Here is a 15,798-nt window from a genome sequence, read left to right as displayed (position 1 = left end):
CCGTCACTCCGCCGCGCGCTTCATTTCCGGATAGGTGCAATGCGCTTCCGCTTCGCGGCGGAATTCGATGATCTTCGGCTGCTCGACGAAAGGCAGCTTCAAGCTCTGCCAGACATCGACCAAGGCTTCGACGAGTTCGGCGACATGCGCGTCCGAATGGAGCGGGGTCGGCGTGATGCGGAGCCGTTCCGATCCCTTCGCCACGGTCGGATAGTTGATCGGCTGAATATAGATCGAATGGCGCTCCAGCAGCATGTCGGTCGCGGCCTTGCAAAGCTCCGCGTCGCCGACCAGGACCGGCACGATATGGGAGGGATTGGCCATCACCGGCAGCCCGGCCGCGCTCAAGGCGTGCTTGGTCAGCATGGATTGACGCTGATGCTGCGCGCGAAGCTCCGCGCCTTGGCGCTGCTTGAGAAAGCCCACCGCCGCCTTGGCCGCCGCCGCGACCGCCGGCGGCAGCGCAGTGGTGAAGATGAAGGACGGCGCATAGGAGCGCACGGCGTCGACGATCGCCTCGCTCGCCGCGATATAGCCGCCGAGCGTGCCAAACCCCTTGGCGAGCGTCCCCTCGATCACGTCGATCCGATCCATGACGCCGTCGCGCTCGGCGATGCCGCCGCCATGGGGGCCATAGAGCCCGACCGCATGGACTTCGTCCATATAGGTCATGGCGTTATAGCGCTTGGCGAGATCGGCGATCTGACCGACGAGCGCGATGTCGCCGTTCATCGAGTAGAGGCTCTCGAAAACGATCAGCTTGGCGCGCTCGGGCCCGGCCTTAGCCAACAGCTCCTCGAGATGGGCGAGATCATTGTGGCGGAAAATCTGCCGCTCCGCCTTCGAGCGACGAACGCCCTCGATCATGGAATTGTGATTGAGCTGATCCGATAGGATCAGGCAATTGGGCAGAAGATCGCCGATCGTCGAGATCGTCGCCAGATTGGAGATCCAGCCGGACGTGAAGACGAGCGCCGCCTCCTTGCCGTGAAGGCCGGCGAGTTCCGCCTCGAGCTCGACAAGCGGATGATTGGTCCCAGAAATATTGCGCGTGCCGCCGGAGCCAACCCCATGCCGCGCCGCCGCCTCAGACATGGCCGCGATCACCTCTGGGTGACGCCCCATGCAAAGGTAGTCATTGGAGCACCAGATCGTGACCTCGCGCGGAAGTCCCTCGCCGCGCCGCCAAAGCGCGCGGGGAAAAGCGCCAGCGTCGCGCTCAAGATCGACGAAGACCCGGTAGCGGCGCTCATCCTTCAAGCGCGTAATCGCATCGTCGAAAATCCGCCGATACACCATGCTGAACGTTCCCCAGGCTCCGATCGCCGCGGCGGGATGGACGGATTGAGACGCCGCCCAAAGCTCAAATCCGAAGATGCTCGTCTAAGACGACGAGCCTTCGTTTATCCTTTTTTCGTCGGCCCCAAAAGACTTTCCCCGGCGGCGTATGGTCTCAGCCAGCCGCGCATGCCGGCTGGCGCGTGGCAATCGCGCCGGAAATGTGCAAGGAAACTCGCGCCGCCCCGACTCCGTCGCGAAAAAATGTAGAGACCTTCGCGCGAGCGGTCAAATCACCCTTCCGCAAACGATTGTCCATGCGCATCCTCGTTACCGGCAGCGCCGGATTCATCGGCTTTCATTTGGCTCGCCGCCTCCTCGAAGCCGGCCATGACGTCGTTGGCGTCGATGGATTCACGCCCTATTACGACCGAACGCTCAAGCTCAAGCGCCACGAGATTTTGGCTCAGAGCCAGAGCTTCACCGGCTGCGAAGCCATGCTCGAGGACCTCCCGGCGCTGCAAGACATATATGGCGAGGGTTACGACGCCGTCTACCATTTCGCCGCGCAAGCCGGGGTCCGCTACAGCCTCGAGAATCCGCGCGCTTATGTCGACGCTAATCTGGTCGGGACCTTCAATCTGTTGGAGCTCATGCGCCATAAGCCTCCGGCGCACGCCTTGATGGCGTCGACCTCCTCGGTCTATGGCGCGAACGCCTCGGTTCCTTTCCGCGAGATTGACCGCGCCGACCACCCGTTGACCTTTTACGCGGCCTCCAAAAAGGCGAACGAGGAGATGGCCCACGCCTATGGCCATCTCTTCGGGATCCCGATCACCATGCTACGCTTCTTCACGGTTTACGGTCCCTGGGGCCGGCCGGACATGGCGCTGTTCAAATTCGCCGCGGCATTGTTCGAGGGGCGCCCCCTCGACATCTATAACCGGGGGGACATGCGGCGGGACTTCACCTATATCGACGATCTCGTCGAAGCGATGATCCTCCTTCTCGAGAAGGTCCCGCCTGCCCCGTCCCGACGCCAATCCGCTCCCTCCGAAATCGACAGCCTTTCTCCGACGGCGCCGTGGCGCGTCGTCAATATCGGCGCGCAAACGCCGATCGCTCTCATGGATTTCGTCGCGGCGATCGAGGCGGCGACCGGCCTCCGCGCTGCGTGCAATTTCATGGACATGCAGGAGGGCGACGTTCCGCTCACCCATGCGGACACGAGGCTGCTGATCCAACTGACCGGATTCACCCCGCGCACGACGCTCCAGGACGGCGTCAACGCCTTCATCGCCTGGTATCGCGCCTATTTCGGCTTGTGACGCCTCGATGGCGCCGGGCCGGCTTTCCGATCGCGACTGACCGGAAAGCCGATTTTGCGGCCGCCGCCTCGGACGCGACTCACGCCCGAGCGCGCTTCGAGTAAGCGGCGGCCTTCTACGCCTTAACGAAAACTTTTGAAGTCAAATAAATTTACCTTCGCACCGAACGCGCTCGTGTCACTGCGTGACCGAACCGCGCGCGCGGCCGCCGGGCACGCGGCAGGAGCAGCCGTTTCCGATGAACGACGCCTCAATGAGCAGGCAGGTTCTCGCCGGCGTCGCGCAATAATTGCCGTAGCCGCCGACAGCCACGCTTCGGCCTGTCACGACCGGCGCCGTCACCGCAGCCGCGACCAAGGGCGCAGTCACAGCCGCCGCCACCAAAGGCGCCGCGGCCCAGTCCCACCCATAGGGATAATCATACGCATAGTCATAGGGGTAATCCGTGCCCCAGCCCCAGCCCCAACCGAGGCCCGCGGCCGGCCATCCCACGGTCCCCCAGGAATTGTTCCAGCCCCAGCGGTTGCGCCAGCCCCAACCTGGGCCCCAGCCCGCATGGCGCCAGCCGTTCCAGCCGCCGCGCCAGCCGCCCCATCCGCCGCGCCAGCCGCCGCCCCAGCCAACCCCATGGAAACCGCCGCCGTGGAAACCGCCCCCATGAAAGCCGCCGCCGTGGAAACCACCGCCCCGGAAGGCCATGGCGGGGGTGCTGGCGATCAGCCCAGCGCCGAGCACAGCCGCGCTCGCCAATGCATAAATGCGTTTCATCGCTTCCTCCTTTTGAGGCCCCCCGCTGGCTTAGGCCGAAGCTCGAAGCGTCGCTCATCGACGTCGGGGCGAAGGGTGAGAACGGAATTTAACGCGATGGCGAAGGAAATTGTTCCGTAGGCCGAACAGAGTTCGGCCGGAGCGCAGATCTCGCATGGAAGGCTGTTTGGCCGGTCTCCAGCTTTACGAACCGCCTCTTTAATATCCGTCGAACGCTTTCCGGGTGGACGGACTCATTTGATTAGTTCAATCGGATCAGACCACGCTGGAGCGTAGCGCTCAAATAAACTGCGGCTGAAACTGATCTCAGCCGCAGTCCCCGCGAGGCATTCGCCCCGCATTTCGCATAAACGCCGGCCACTACGATTTAGCCCGATAAACAAGTTGCTTTCGCGCAGCTTGAACAACGTATTTTGTTAAATCAAAATTAGAATTGCTTTGCTTGAACATGCATTCAAGTCAATTCGTGACTAGGCCGCGCGCGCGACCGCCCGGCACTTTGCAGGAACAGCCAGTCCCAAGGTAAGCGGTATCGTAGAGCAGGCAGGTTTTCATATCAGTCGCACAATAATTGCCGTAACCGCCGACCGCCACGCTCCGGCCGGTCATGAGTGGCGCAGTCGCCGCGGCTGCGACGGCCAAAGGCGCGGTCAAAGCGGCCGCGACAGGCGAAAATCCCCAGTCGTTATTGTAGGGATAGCCATAACCCCATGCAAAATTATAGGGATAGGCGTAGTTCCAGGCCATGCCGTGATGACGCCAGCCACCCCGCCACGCCTGATGCCAGCCGTGCGGATGATGCCAGCCGCCGTGCCGGTAGCCTGGGCCATGCGCAAAAGCCGGACCGCTGCATGTTAAAGCGACGCCAAGCGCCGCAGCGCTCGCCAATGCAAAAATGCGTCTCATCGCTTCCTCCTTTTGATGTCCCTCCGCGAGCGCGGCCCGATGCTTCGAGGCCAATCGCCGTTGTGATGCGGAGGGCGCGTTGAGTTCAATGCGGCGACGAAGGAAATTGTTCCACCGCATGAGACCGAGCGACCGCGCCGCGTGGAATGACCCAGGCCGAAGCGGCGCGGGAGAGCTTTTCTCCGCCATCGAAATATGACAAGCATCCCGACCTTGACATTGGGTGGGACGCCAAATGACGCATGCGCCAAAACTATCGCCGTCGCGCCGCTCCGTTTTTCTTTGCGCCTTGCTCGGATTTGCCGTCTTGGCGCGGGGGGCGGAGGCCGCCGATCCAATCACTATCGGCGCGATCGAGATCCTGAGCGGACCCAACGCCAAATATGGCTTCTCGATCAAGAACGGCTTCGATCTCGCCCTCGAGGAGGTCAATCGCGCCGGCGGCGTGCGCGGCCGCCCCCTGGCGATCGCCTATGAAGATACCGGCGGCAGCAAGGAGCAGGCGATCAACGCCGCGCGCCAGCTGATCGCTCGAACCAAGGCGCCTTTGCTGCTCGGGCCGACCCTGTCGACGGAAATGTTCGCCGTCGGCCCGATCGCCAATGAGCGCAAGGTTCCGATCATCGGCACATCCACCACGGCCAATGGCGTCACCGCGATCGGCCCTTATGTTTTCCGCACCTCCCTGCCGGAAGCCGATGTCGTCCCGGTCACGTTGCGGACCGCCCAAGCGAAATTCGGGGTGAAGAAGGTCGCCGTTCTCTACGGCCGCGACGACGCCTTCACCAAATCCGGCTATGACGTGATGAAGGCGGCCTTGGAAAAATTGGGCGTGGAGACGCTCGCGACCGAAACCTTCGGCGCGAAGGACACGGATTTCTCCGCTCAGCTCACTAAGATCAAGAGCCTCGACCCGGACGCGGTTGTGATGTCCGCGCTCGCCGACGCCGGCGCCGGCATTTTACTCGCCAAAGAGGCCCAGGGCTTTGCGCCCAAAGTGCGCTTCATCGGCGGCAACGGCCTGAACTCGCCGAAGGTTCTGGAGATCGCCGGCGCGGCCGCCGACGGACTTCTCGTCGGCAGCCCTTGGTTCATCGGCAAGACCGACGCCGCGAACCAGAAGTTCATCGCCGACTACAAAGCGAAATATGGCGGCGAGCCCGATCAGTTCGCGGCCCAGGCCTATGACGCCTTGCATGTCGCCGCCTCGGCCATCAACGCCGCGAAAGATGTGACCGGCGAAGCGATCCGCGACGCCTTGACCAAGACGAAGATCGTCGGCGTCACCGGGCCGCTGTCCTTCACGCCCGACCGAGACCCTGCCGATTCGTCGGGCGTTCTCGTGCTCGAGGTCGAGCATGGCGCGTTCAAGATCCTCGACTGATCCACCAAGACGATAAAGTTCTCGCGCCAAGACCGGACATGCTCGGCCAGCAAATCATCAACGGACTCGTCGCCGGCTCGGCCTATGCGCTTTTCGCATTGGGCCTGACCTTGATGTTCGGCGTCCTTGGCGTCGTCAACCTGACCTATGGCTTTTACTTCGCTGTCGGCGCCTATCTCGCCTTGCTTGCGGCCGGCGCCGGCGCGCCGATCGCTCTGGCTCTGCCTCTAGCGGCGATCCTAGCCGGGCTCGTCGCCGTCGTCCTGGATTTCCTGCTTCTGACGCGGTTGCGCCGGACCCGCGCGCCGGAACTCGCCTCCCTTATGGTGACCCTCGGCGCGACGCTCTTTCTTTATTCCGCGATGTCTGCCCTCCTCGGCTCGGAAATTCGCCGCTTCCCCGCCGGCCTCCTCGACAATGGCGCCTTCGCGCTTGGAGCCTATCGGATTTCCGTGGGACAGATCCTGATCGTCGGCACGGCGGTCTTGCTCTCGCTCGGCCTTGTCAGCCTCATGGGCGCGACCCGCACCGGCCTCGCCATGCGCGCGCTCGCCGAGAACAGCGACGCCTCGGAGCTGATGGGCGTCGACACGCAGGCGATCATGCGACGCGTGTCCTTCCTCTCGGGCGCGCTCGGCGGCGCGGCCGGCGTGCTGATCGGGCTCGAATATAACGCCATCGCCCCTTACATGGGCGAGGCGATGACCTTAAAGGGCTTCGCCATCATCATCCTGGGAGGACTCGGCAATATTGGCGGCGCGCTCGCGGCGGGTCTCCTCGTCGGCGTGCTCGAGGCGTTGACGGCGGGCTATGTCTCCTCTGTCTATAAGGAGGCGGTCGGATTCCTGCTCCTGGTGCTCACGCTCTGGGTGCGGCCGCAAGGCTTGTTCGGGCGTCCCGGCGCGAGGCGGGCCTGACATGGCGCAAATCGACGACTTCCTCTGGACCTATCAGAACCTCCTCGCTTCGCTCGGCGTCAACGGGCTTTTGGCGCTGAGCATGTATGTCGTTCTCGCCATCGGCCAATTGTCCCTCGGCCAGGCGGCTTTCATGGGCCTTGGCGCCTATGCTTCAGCCCTGCTGACTCTGAAGCTCGACGCCCCGTTTCCCGCAGTCATCGCCGCCTCCATGCTGGTTCCGGCGGCCGTCGCGCTCGTCATCGGCGCGCCGACCTTGCGTCTCTCCGGCGTCTATCTCGCGCTGGCGACGGTGAGCCTCGGCGAGATCCTGCGCGTCGTTCTCGTCGAATCCGACCTGACCGGCGGCGCCCTCGGCCTCTCCGGCATTCCAGAGAAAGCCGGCCTGCCTCTGATCTTCGCCTGCCTCGCCCTCGCGCTCGTCGCCTTCACGCTGATTTGCCGCTCCCGCATCGGCCGCGCCATGGAGGCGATCCGGGAAGACGAGATCGCGGCGAGCGCGAGCGGGATCGATCTGCCGGCCTATAAGATGGCGGCGCTCGTCGCCTCGGCCATGCTCGCGGGCCTCGCCGGCGCGCTCAACGCGCATATTTCCTCCTTCATCAGCCCGAACGAATATGGCTTCGACGCCGCCGTGACGATCCTTAGCTTCGCCCTGCTCGGCGGCATAGGCTCGCCCTTCGGCCCCGTGATCGGCGCCTTCATCCTGACTCTTCTGCCGGAGCTGTTGCGGCCGCTGCACGACTATCGGCTTGTCGTGAACGGATTGATCATCGTCTTCGCGGTCCTCTTCATGCCGCATGGCCTGCTCGTCTGGCCCATTGGCCGCATCGGAGCCAAGGCGTGACCCGGCCGCTTCTCCAAATCTCCGGCCTCAGCGTCCGGTTCGGAGGCCTCACCGCGGTTGACCGTCTCGATCTCACGGTCGAGGCCGGCGCCATCCACGGGCTGATCGGCCCCAATGGCGCCGGCAAGACCACGGCCTTCAACCTGATCGCCGGCGCGGTTCGGCGCAGTGCGGGCGAAATTCGTCTCGACGGCGCGCCGGTTGAGGGTCTGCCGCCTTATGCAAGGGTGCGGCGCGGGCTCGCCCGCACATTTCAGAACATCCGCCTCTTCGGCGAGATGACGGCCCTGGAGAATATCCTCGCTGGAATGCACACGCGCCTCAAAGGCTCGCTCTTCGAGATTCTCCTGCGTCCGGACAAAACCCGCCGGGTCGAGCGGGACGCCGTGACAGAGGCCCGCGCGCTGCTCGATTTCGTCGGACTCGCCGCCGTCGCGCGCCGCCGCGCCGGGGAGCTTTCCTATGGCGATCAGCGTCGCGTGGAAATCGCCCGCGCGCTCGCCGCCGCGCCGAAGCTCCTCCTGCTCGACGAGCCCGCCGCCGGCATGAACCCGGCCGAGACCCGGGCGCTCTCCGAGCTGCTGCAGCGCGTGAAGGCGCGGGGCGTCACAGTGCTGCTCGTCGAGCATGACATGGGACTCGTGATGCGCCTCTGCGACAAGATCACCGTTTTGAATTTCGGCCGCAAGATCGCCGAGGGCGCGCCGCGCGAGATCCGCGCCGATCGCCAAGTGATCGAGGCCTATCTCGGCGCCGAGAGCGCGCACGCCCTGGCCTCGCCATGAGCATGAACGGCGCGCTTTTGGAGGTTCGCGGGCTCGAGCTCGGCTATGGCCGCAGCACCGTGGTCGAGGGCCTCGACCTGTCCGTTCCCGAGGGCGCGATCGTCTGCCTGATCGGGGCGAATGGCGCCGGCAAAACCACGGTCCTGCGCGGCCTGTCCGGCCTCATTCGCGCGCGCCGGGGCGCGGTGCTCTTCGAGAGAACCGATCTCGCCAATAAGCCGGCGCATCGCATCGCCCGGGCCGGAATTGCCCATGCGCCGGAAGGCCGCCAGATTTTTGGCGAGATGACGGTTTCCGAAAATCTTGCGATGGGCGCCTATCTGTCGCCGAGCAAGGCCGAGACGGCGCGAAGGCGCGAAGGCGCGCTCGCCCGCTTTCCCCGCCTCGCCGAACGCATGCGCCAAAGGGCCGGGCTCCTCTCCGGCGGCGAGCAGCAAATGCTCGCCATCGCACGCGCGCTGATGGCCGATCCGAAGCTCCTTCTGCTCGACGAGCCCTCAATGGGGCTCGCGCCGCTCTTCGTGGACGAAATTTTTCGCGCCATCGCGGCGCTCAAGGCGGAAGGCCGGACCATCTTGCTGGTCGAGCAAAACGCCCATGCCGCGCTCGAGCTCGCCGATTACGCCTATGTGCTCGAGACCGGGAAGGTTTCGATCGAAGGCCCCGGCCGTGAATTGCTCGCGCGACCAGAGATCGCCGACGCCTATCTCGGCGGATAAACCGCCCGACGCCGCGCTTGCCGCGCCGGACGAGGGCGCCTATCTGCGCATCACAAACAGGCTTCAGCCGGGAACGAGAGTTTTGCGATGGACGATCGACCTGACGCCTTCCCCGAAAGAATTGCGATTAAGCCGGCGATCGCGACCATCGGCGAGCCGGATCATCTGACCAAATTCGACGCCATTCTCCCCACGCGGAAGCCGCCCAAGCCCAAGGTGGTGATGGGGGAAGACCCCGCCCTGTCGAAAATGTCGGACGCGCCTACATTGCTCGAATTCTTCGAGAAGAGGATCCATCCGCACACCGTCAATCACCTGCTGCAGAGCGCAACCCTCGCCCTAAAGTCCGGCGCGGGCGAGAAAGACGTGCTCGCCTGCCTCCTCCATGACATCGCGCTCGGCGGGTTGATCGGCAGCGACCACGGCTATTGGGGCGCGCAGCTCATCGAACCCTATGTGGACGAAGAAGTCGCCTTTGCGGTGCGCTACCATCAGGCGCTGCGCTTCTTCCCCGACGCATCAGTCGGCTATGAATATCCGAAGTCCTATATCGAGCTTTTCGGGGAAGATTATCAGCCGGAGCCCTATATTCGGGCCGATTACGATTATGCGCGCAACCACAAATGGTACGGCAAGGCGCGGCTCATCACGCTCAATGATCTCTACGCCTTTGATCCCGACGCCAAGGTCGATCTCCAGGTCTTCTCCGACATTATCGGACGCCATTTCCGCCAGCCGAAGGAAGGCTTGGGCTTCGACAATTCCCCCGTCGCACATATGTGGCGCACGATGATCTGGCCCAGAAACTTTCTTTGAAGAAGAATTTTTTGTGTCGATCCAGCCGAGGTTAAACGCAATCGAGTTCCCGCAGATTGCCTAAACTTACGCCGATCCCGCTCTAAATCATCATGATCCAGCACAGCCCTCTGGGCCACGCTTCAAAAGACCACGGACAGGAGCGGATCATGAAAGTGTTGATGGTTCTCACCTCCCACGACCAGCTCGGCGACACGGGCCGCAAGACCGGCTTCTGGCTGGAGGAATTGGCGGCGCCCTACTACGTCTTCAAGGATGTTGGGGCCGAGATCACCCTTGCATCTCCCAAGGGCGGCCGCCCGCCGCTCGATCCCAAAAGCAATGAGCCGAACTTCCAGACCGACATCACCCGGCGGTTCGAGAAGGACGCCAACGCCGAAGCCCAGCTCGACAGAACCGTGCGCCTCGATAGCGTCAAGCAGGAAGACTATGACACCGTCTTCTACCCTGGCGGTCATGGGCCGATGTGGGATCTCGCCGAAGACGCGAGCTCGATCAAGCTGATCCAATCCTTCCTGGCCGCCGGCAAGACCTTCGCGCTGGTTTGCCACGCTCCCGGAGTTCTGCGCCACGTCAAGACCCCGGACGGCAAGCCGCTCGTCGCCGGCAAGACCGTGACCGGTTTCACCAATGGCGAGGAAGACGCGGTCGGATTGACGAAAATCGTGCCCTTCCTTGTCGAGGATGAGCTCATAAGCCTCGGCGCCATTTTTTCCAAGGTCAAGAACTGGGACGTTCACACGGTCGCCGACGGCCAGCTGATCACTGGCCAGAATCCGGCCTCCTCCGGCCCGACCGCCAAGCTTCTGATCGATACGCTGAAAAAGCGCGGGCGATAGCCACGGTCAGTCATGCGGAGAGGCTTTCAACGCAGATACTCGACCTTGCTTCCAAAAGCTTGCGCTGAAGTCGCGTCGAAACTCGGCGTCCGGGAAAGCCGAAAGTGGAGGCCGACTCCTTTTGCGGCTCGGCCTCCCGCCAATTTATTCCGCCATACTAGGCTGGCCATGCCCCAGCTGGGCGCTTCCATCTTCCGAGCGCTTCACGGTTTTAATTAGCGCCAGCACTTTCGGCACAAGGAAGGGAAGGACGATTGCAGTCGCGACCGAGGCGGCCGCAGCCAAAAGCTTGATATAGCCGGCGAGCCAATAGGTTGCATTCCAGATGGTCCAGACCTCCATGAAATGCGTCGCGGCGCAGGCGAGGATGAAGACGCCGAAGGCCACGAAGATCCACGAGAAGGGCATGTCTTCGCGAGCGCGGTAGATAAGATAGATGAGCGTAGACGAGATCGCTATATAGGACAATCCGATGAGGAGATCAGAGCCGACATGCATCATATAGAGCTGCGTCACCCACAAGTAGCACATCCCGTGGGGCATGAAGGACTCATCGCCAAAGCCTCTCGCGAAGAGATTTCTGGCGAGCATCGGCCAAGCGACCAACAATATTGTAGCAGGAGCGAGCAGCGCCGCTGCGTAGGATAGAATTCGTCCGCCTTTCGACATGATCGTTTCCTCCACTTGCTTGTTATTCTGCAAGGAACAATCTTTTGCCGCATCAAAGGGTTCGAAGTCGGCGGCCGGAACTTTCCCCGCGCCGCCCTTCGGACGATTTCAGAATTTCCTTCCTATGTTGTGAAATCAGCCGCTGATCATTCAGCGCCACGCCTACAGGGTCGGCGCTGGCTGTCATTCACAAGAATGTTATAGACCAAATTCGCCGGAGTTCAATGAGCCGCAACCGCTCATGCTTGCTGCGGGTCTTCGCGGTCCGACAATTTCCCACATTGCACACGGCAAACCGCGCCGCGCCCTAATTTCTCACCCATCCATCTTCAACGCCGCAATAAAGGCCTCCTGCGGGATCTCCACTTTCCCGAATTGCCGCATCTTCTTCTTGCCGGCCTTCTGCTTCTCCAGCAGCTTGCGCTTGCGGGTCGCGTCGCCGCCATAGCATTTGGCCGTCACGTCCTTGCGCAAGGCCCGCACCGTCTCGCGCGCGATGATCTTGCCGCCGATCGCCGCCTGAATCGGGATCTGGAACATATGCGGCGGGATCAGCTCCTTCAGCTTCTCCACCATCGCCCTGCCCCGCATGTCGGCCCGATCGCGATGCACCAGCATGGAGAGGGCGTCGACCGGCTCGGCGTTGACGAGGATCGACATTTTGACGAGATCGCCCGGCTTGTAGTCGGTGATGTTGTAATCGAAGCTGGCGTAGCCTTTGGACAGCGATTTCAGCCGATCGTAAAAATCGAACACCACCTCGTTGAGCGGCAGGTCATAGGTCGCCATGGCGCGCTTGCCGACATAGTTCAGATCGACCTGCACGCCGCGCCGCTCCTGGCAAAGCTTCAACACCGCGCCGAGATAATCGTCCGGCGTCAGGATGGTGGCGCGAATCCACGGCTCCTGGATCTCCTCGATCCGGGTCGGGTCCGGCATGTCGGCCGGATTATGCAATTCGATCGTCTCGCCATCGCGCTGGATGATCTTGTAGACGACCGAGGGCGCCGTCGCGATGAGGTCGAGGTTGAACTCGCGCTCGAGCCGCTCCTGAATGATTTCGAGATGCAACAGGCCGAGAAAGCCGCACCGAAAGCCGAATCCGAGCGCGGCCGAGCTTTCCATCTCGAAGGAGAAGCTCGCGTCGTTGAGCCGAAGCCGCCCCATGGCGGCGCGGAGATCGTCGAAATCGGCGGCGTCCACCGGAAAGAGCCCGCAGAAGACCACAGGCTGGGCCGGCTTGAAGCCGGGCAGAGCCGCGTCGCAGGATCTGCGCTCGTCGGTGATCGTGTCGCCGACGCGGGTGTCGGCCACTTGCTTGATCTGGGCGGTGATGAAGCCGACCTCCCCGGGCCCAAGCGCCGCGACGTCCTGCATCTTGGGCCGGAACACGCCGATCTTGTCGATCTCATAATGGGCGTCCGTGCCCATCATCTTGATCTTCTGGCCCTTCTTCATGACGCCGTCGATGATCCGCACGAGCACGACGACGCCGAGATAGGCGTCATACCAAGAGTCGACGAGCAGCGCCTTCAAGGGCGCAGCCTCATCGCCCTTGGGCGCCGGCAGGCGCTTGACGATCGCCTCGAGCACGAGATCGACGCCGAGCCCGGTCTTGGCGGAAATCAGCACGGCTTCGGAGGCGTCGAGGCCGATCACGTCCTCGATCTGCTGCTTGATCCGCTCCGGCTCGGCGGCGGGCAGGTCGATCTTGTTCAGGACCGGCACGATCTCATGGCCCGCGTCGAGCGCGTGATAGACATTGGCGAGCGTCTGCGCCTCGACGCCCTGGCTCGCGTCGACGACGAGCAGCGAGCCCTCGCAGGCGGCGAGCGACCGCGAGACCTCATAGGCGAAGTCGACATGGCCGGGCGTGTCCATGAGGTTCAGAATATAGGTCTTGCCGTCCTGCGCCTTATATTCGAGACGAACCGTCTGAGCCTTGATCGTGATGCCGCGCTCACGCTCAATGTCCATCGAATCGAGCACCTGCTCGACCATATCGCGCGCGGCGACCGTCCCCGTCGCCTGGATCAGGCGGTCGGCAAGGGTCGACTTGCCGTGGTCGATATGGGCGACGATGGAGAAATTGCGGATATTTTCGAGGGGATGCGTTGTCATGGCCTGCGAAATAGCAGGGGCGGACGGTCAAGGGAAGGACAACCGGCGCGGGGAGGCCAGGCCGGCGCGGCTGCGTCGGCGCGTCCCTTCTGGCAAAGCTGGGCTTTAAGAGACCGAGCGGCGCGCCTGATCGACCAAAGCGGGGCAAAAAACGAAGCCGCGGGCGAAGGAGGCAAGATCAAAGCGATCGAGATTTGAATTTGGTGGGCGATAAGCCATGCCACCGATAGAAGGCCCGGATGAAATGGGCCGAGTCGGAATATCCGAGCGCCAGAGCGACGTCAGCTATGCGAAGAGCCGGATTTTCGAGCATTTCGATCGCGCGTTTGCGCCGCCGCAGATCGGTTAGCTCTTCAAAGCTTGTGCCCAGCATCGAAAGACGGCGCTGCACGCTCCGGACCGACATGCCGAGCGTTCGAGCCGCGGCGGGCAGAGATATTTTTCCGGTCGCCGTCATCACGTCAATGATGCGCTGAATCGATTGAACGAGCACCGCGTCATCCACGCAAAACAAGTCGAGCTTGCGCCTCGCCAGTTCGGACGACGTCCAATCGTGAGGCTGTTCAAATTGGAATTTGCTGATTCTCGACTCAAGGTCGGCCGCCGGAAATTTGATGACGGCAGCTTTCCCGACTCCGAATTTGACAGGAGCCAAGAAGAATTCCTCAATTCGCTGCGTCTTTGGCGGAGGACGATGCGGAAACTCAATAAGGCTCGGCGCCCATTCCGAGCCAACCAGCGAACGGATCATCCGGACAACGAAAAAGAACACCGCCTCATATAAAAACCGCGCGGCGTCCGGATCGCTGCCGACGAGACAATGACTCCATATAGCCTGTTCGCCTTGAACGACGAGCTTGACGTCCGAGCCGGCCATGAACGAAGGCACGGCGCGCGCGTGATTCTGCAAGCATTCGCGCAAGGTCGCTCCGGACATGAGCGTGCGCCCGATCAAGCCGAGACGGGCGGGGTCGGCGGCTTGCGCGCAAGTCAGGGAAAAAGCGTCGTCGCCGAGAAACCGCCCGGAGACGCTGAATGCGGTGAGCACCTGCGCCCTCGTGACAAATTCGCACCGTCCCCCATCCGACGGGCTATCAAGACCCGCCCGCCGGTACGTCAAGGCAAGCACGTCATCCCGCTGATCTAGGACTTGCGGAAGCATGTGCAGAATGCTCGCGCAAATCGGGGAGCGATCGGACATTTGAAAACCTACTGACGCATCACGTGAACGTTCGAAACTCTGGGCGCAAATGCACTGGGATGATGTGAGAGCAAAAGTCGATGCAGCCCTATTGCCGGCTTTTTGCCCAACTGCGAGGTTGGTCGAAATGGCGCGAAATGGCAATACTTCAACTTCGTTGCAAGCTAAAGAGATCAAGCGCCCGTTCGAGCAATTTGCAAAACGAGACCTGGCCATCGAACGGACGTCGGCGAAGAAGGCCAAGCCGAGACGACGCGGCGGCGCGATATGGAATTGTCGCGTTGCGGTCGCCCGGTGAGATTGGCGGCGCCCTATTCCCACACTTGGCTCGATGGGATTCACGGAGGAAAGGCTGATGAAATATCTGGTGCTTGCGTTGGTTTTGGCAGGGGCGTTCGCGCCCGCTCAATCCAACGCGCAAGTCAAAATCGACATGTCGAAGATCACCTGCGGCGAGGTGCTTGCGATGCCCGCCGACGATCAAAGCGACTTCGCCGCCTTCTTCAGCGGCTGGTTCGCCCAGAAGAACAACCGCACTTTCGTTGACGTGGGCCTGTTCGAGAAGAACGTCGTGAGCGTGATGGATTGGTGCAAGTCCAACAAGTCGGAATCGCTCATGGCCGGGCTGCAGCGCGCCTATGAGAAGAAATAAGAAAGACGATTGGGGACGGACATGAAACGCAATTTATTTTTTGCCGGCGCTCTCGCCACCCTTTTCGCGGTCGCGCCAGCGACGGCGCAAGTCACGATCGAAATGTCGGAGATCACCTGCAAGGACTTCGCGGGATACGACCACGACACGCAAGACTTCGTCACCGAGTGGATGCGCGGCTATTTCATGGCGAAGCGCAACCTCACGGTTATCGATTCCCGTTACGTGAAGCGGAACACGGAAAAGATTCTCCGCTACTGCAAGAAATTGCCGAAATCGTCTTTCATGGATGCGATCCAGAAGAACGCGCGATAATAGCAGAAGCCCGCCCGGAAGGCCGGGCTTCTTTCTTATGAAAGTCGCATCGCGGCCCTTTGGTCGGTTGACTCATCAAGACGCATACACCTACCGCGCGAAACCAGCTTCGCGCCACCCACAAGATTTCCCGTTCTCTCGTCGAACCGCGTGGCGGCGCTGAACCATTTGATTTCCCTAATACACTCTCCCTTGCTCCCATGGAAACGCAGGCAGCCATTCGCCCGCGATGAATTATGTTCGCGCAACCAGC

General features: G+C 62.2%; 17 protein-coding genes. 11 read left to right on the top strand and 6 right to left on the bottom strand.

Annotated features, from left to right (window positions below; all coding sequences use genetic code 11):
* Positions 1-3: 3 nt before the first annotated feature.
* Positions 4-1,299, bottom strand: a complete 1,296-nt coding sequence (hemA, locus tag METAC_RS0120295; RefSeq protein WP_026608427.1) for a 5-aminolevulinate synthase — start codon at positions 1,297-1,299, stop codon at positions 4-6.
* Between the two features lie 296 nt (positions 1,300-1,595).
* Between hemA and METAC_RS0120285 the strand changes: the two genes are divergently transcribed.
* Positions 1,596-2,606: an NAD-dependent epimerase/dehydratase family protein gene (locus METAC_RS0120285; protein WP_026608426.1), complete on the top strand. Its 1,011-nt coding sequence runs from the start codon at positions 1,596-1,598 to the stop codon at positions 2,604-2,606.
* 177 nt (positions 2,607-2,783) lie between these two features.
* Here METAC_RS0120285 and METAC_RS26640 read toward each other — a convergent pair whose 3' ends face one another.
* Together METAC_RS26640 and METAC_RS24720 are read right to left on the bottom strand one after the other, a co-directional pair.
* Positions 2,784-3,374, bottom strand: a complete 591-nt coding sequence (locus METAC_RS26640; RefSeq protein ID WP_156898292.1) for a hypothetical protein — start codon at positions 3,372-3,374, stop codon at positions 2,784-2,786.
* A gap of 459 nt (positions 3,375-3,833) precedes the next feature.
* The gene (locus METAC_RS24720; protein WP_084144068.1) at positions 3,834-4,280 is read right to left on the bottom strand and encodes a hypothetical protein; all 447 of its coding nucleotides are present in this window, start codon (positions 4,278-4,280) and stop codon (positions 3,834-3,836) included.
* A gap of 235 nt (positions 4,281-4,515) precedes the next feature.
* Between METAC_RS24720 and METAC_RS24715 the strand changes: the two genes are divergently transcribed.
* The 7 genes from METAC_RS24715 (at position 4,516) to METAC_RS0120235 (ending at position 10,587) form a co-directional block, all read left to right on the top strand.
* The gene (locus tag METAC_RS24715; protein WP_051335725.1) at positions 4,516-5,664 is read left to right on the top strand and encodes an ABC transporter substrate-binding protein; all 1,149 of its coding nucleotides are present in this window, start codon (positions 4,516-4,518) and stop codon (positions 5,662-5,664) included.
* 38 nt (positions 5,665-5,702) lie between these two features.
* On the top strand, positions 5,703-6,581 hold the full coding sequence (locus tag METAC_RS0120260; protein WP_026608425.1) for a branched-chain amino acid ABC transporter permease: 879 nt from the start codon (positions 5,703-5,705) through the stop codon (positions 6,579-6,581).
* A 1-nt stretch (position 6,582) separates the two neighbouring features.
* Positions 6,583-7,428 carry a branched-chain amino acid ABC transporter permease gene (locus tag METAC_RS0120255; RefSeq protein WP_026608424.1) on the top strand — a complete coding sequence of 282 codons (846 nt, stop codon included), beginning with the start codon at positions 6,583-6,585 and terminating at the stop codon, positions 7,426-7,428.
* Positions 7,425-8,213, top strand: a complete 789-nt coding sequence (locus METAC_RS0120250) for an ABC transporter ATP-binding protein (RefSeq protein ID WP_026608423.1) — start codon at positions 7,425-7,427, stop codon at positions 8,211-8,213. The genes METAC_RS0120255 and METAC_RS0120250 overlap by 4 nt, the downstream gene beginning before the upstream one ends.
* A gap of 2 nt (positions 8,214-8,215) precedes the next feature.
* Positions 8,216-8,932, top strand: coding sequence for an ABC transporter ATP-binding protein (locus METAC_RS0120245; RefSeq protein ID WP_036256885.1), 717 nt, complete (start codon positions 8,216-8,218; stop codon positions 8,930-8,932).
* Positions 8,933-9,019: 87 nt separating this feature from the next.
* Positions 9,020-9,748, top strand: a complete 729-nt coding sequence (locus METAC_RS24710; RefSeq protein WP_051335724.1) for a hypothetical protein — start codon at positions 9,020-9,022, stop codon at positions 9,746-9,748.
* Between the two features lie 149 nt (positions 9,749-9,897).
* Positions 9,898-10,587: a type 1 glutamine amidotransferase domain-containing protein gene (locus METAC_RS0120235; protein ID WP_026608421.1), complete on the top strand. Its 690-nt coding sequence runs from the start codon at positions 9,898-9,900 to the stop codon at positions 10,585-10,587.
* Between the two features lie 144 nt (positions 10,588-10,731).
* Here the strand turns inward: METAC_RS0120235 and METAC_RS0120230 are convergent, their stop codons facing one another.
* The 3 genes from METAC_RS0120230 to METAC_RS0120220 all read right to left on the bottom strand — a co-directional run bounded on the left by METAC_RS0120230 (position 10,732) and on the right by METAC_RS0120220 (position 14,539).
* Positions 10,732-11,289: a hypothetical protein gene (locus METAC_RS0120230; RefSeq protein ID WP_026608420.1), complete on the bottom strand. Its 558-nt coding sequence runs from the start codon at positions 11,287-11,289 to the stop codon at positions 10,732-10,734.
* Positions 11,290-11,571: 282 nt separating this feature from the next.
* A complete protein-coding gene (gene lepA, locus METAC_RS0120225) occupies positions 11,572-13,377 on the bottom strand; it encodes a translation elongation factor 4 (protein WP_026608419.1) in 1,806 nt (601 codons plus the stop codon).
* Positions 13,378-13,555: 178 nt separating this feature from the next.
* On the bottom strand, positions 13,556-14,539 hold the full coding sequence (locus tag METAC_RS0120220; RefSeq protein ID WP_245257586.1) for an AraC family transcriptional regulator: 984 nt from the start codon (positions 14,537-14,539) through the stop codon (positions 13,556-13,558).
* 88 nt (positions 14,540-14,627) lie between these two features.
* On the opposite strand from METAC_RS0120220, the gene METAC_RS26880 reads away from it, so the two are divergent.
* Genes METAC_RS26880 through METAC_RS0120205 form a run of 3 tightly spaced genes read left to right on the top strand, consistent with a single transcriptional unit; the run spans position 14,628 to position 15,545 of the window.
* Complete coding sequence (locus METAC_RS26880; protein WP_198017253.1) at positions 14,628-14,876, top strand: hypothetical protein; 249 nt, start codon at positions 14,628-14,630, stop codon at positions 14,874-14,876.
* A gap of 57 nt (positions 14,877-14,933) precedes the next feature.
* The gene (locus METAC_RS0120210; RefSeq protein ID WP_026608416.1) at positions 14,934-15,230 is read left to right on the top strand and encodes an HdeA/HdeB family chaperone; all 297 of its coding nucleotides are present in this window, start codon (positions 14,934-14,936) and stop codon (positions 15,228-15,230) included.
* Between the two features lie 21 nt (positions 15,231-15,251).
* Positions 15,252-15,545 carry an HdeA/HdeB family chaperone gene (locus METAC_RS0120205; protein WP_026608415.1) on the top strand — a complete coding sequence of 98 codons (294 nt, stop codon included), beginning with the start codon at positions 15,252-15,254 and terminating at the stop codon, positions 15,543-15,545.
* Positions 15,546-15,798 lie beyond the last annotated feature (253 nt).

Origin of the sequence: Methylocapsa acidiphila B2 (assembly GCF_000427445.1) — a bacterium.
GTDB lineage: Bacteria > Pseudomonadota > Alphaproteobacteria > Rhizobiales > Beijerinckiaceae > Methylocapsa > Methylocapsa acidiphila.
The sequence above is the reverse complement of the archived record's forward strand: the minus strand, read 5'-3'. Positions and strand labels throughout refer to the sequence as shown.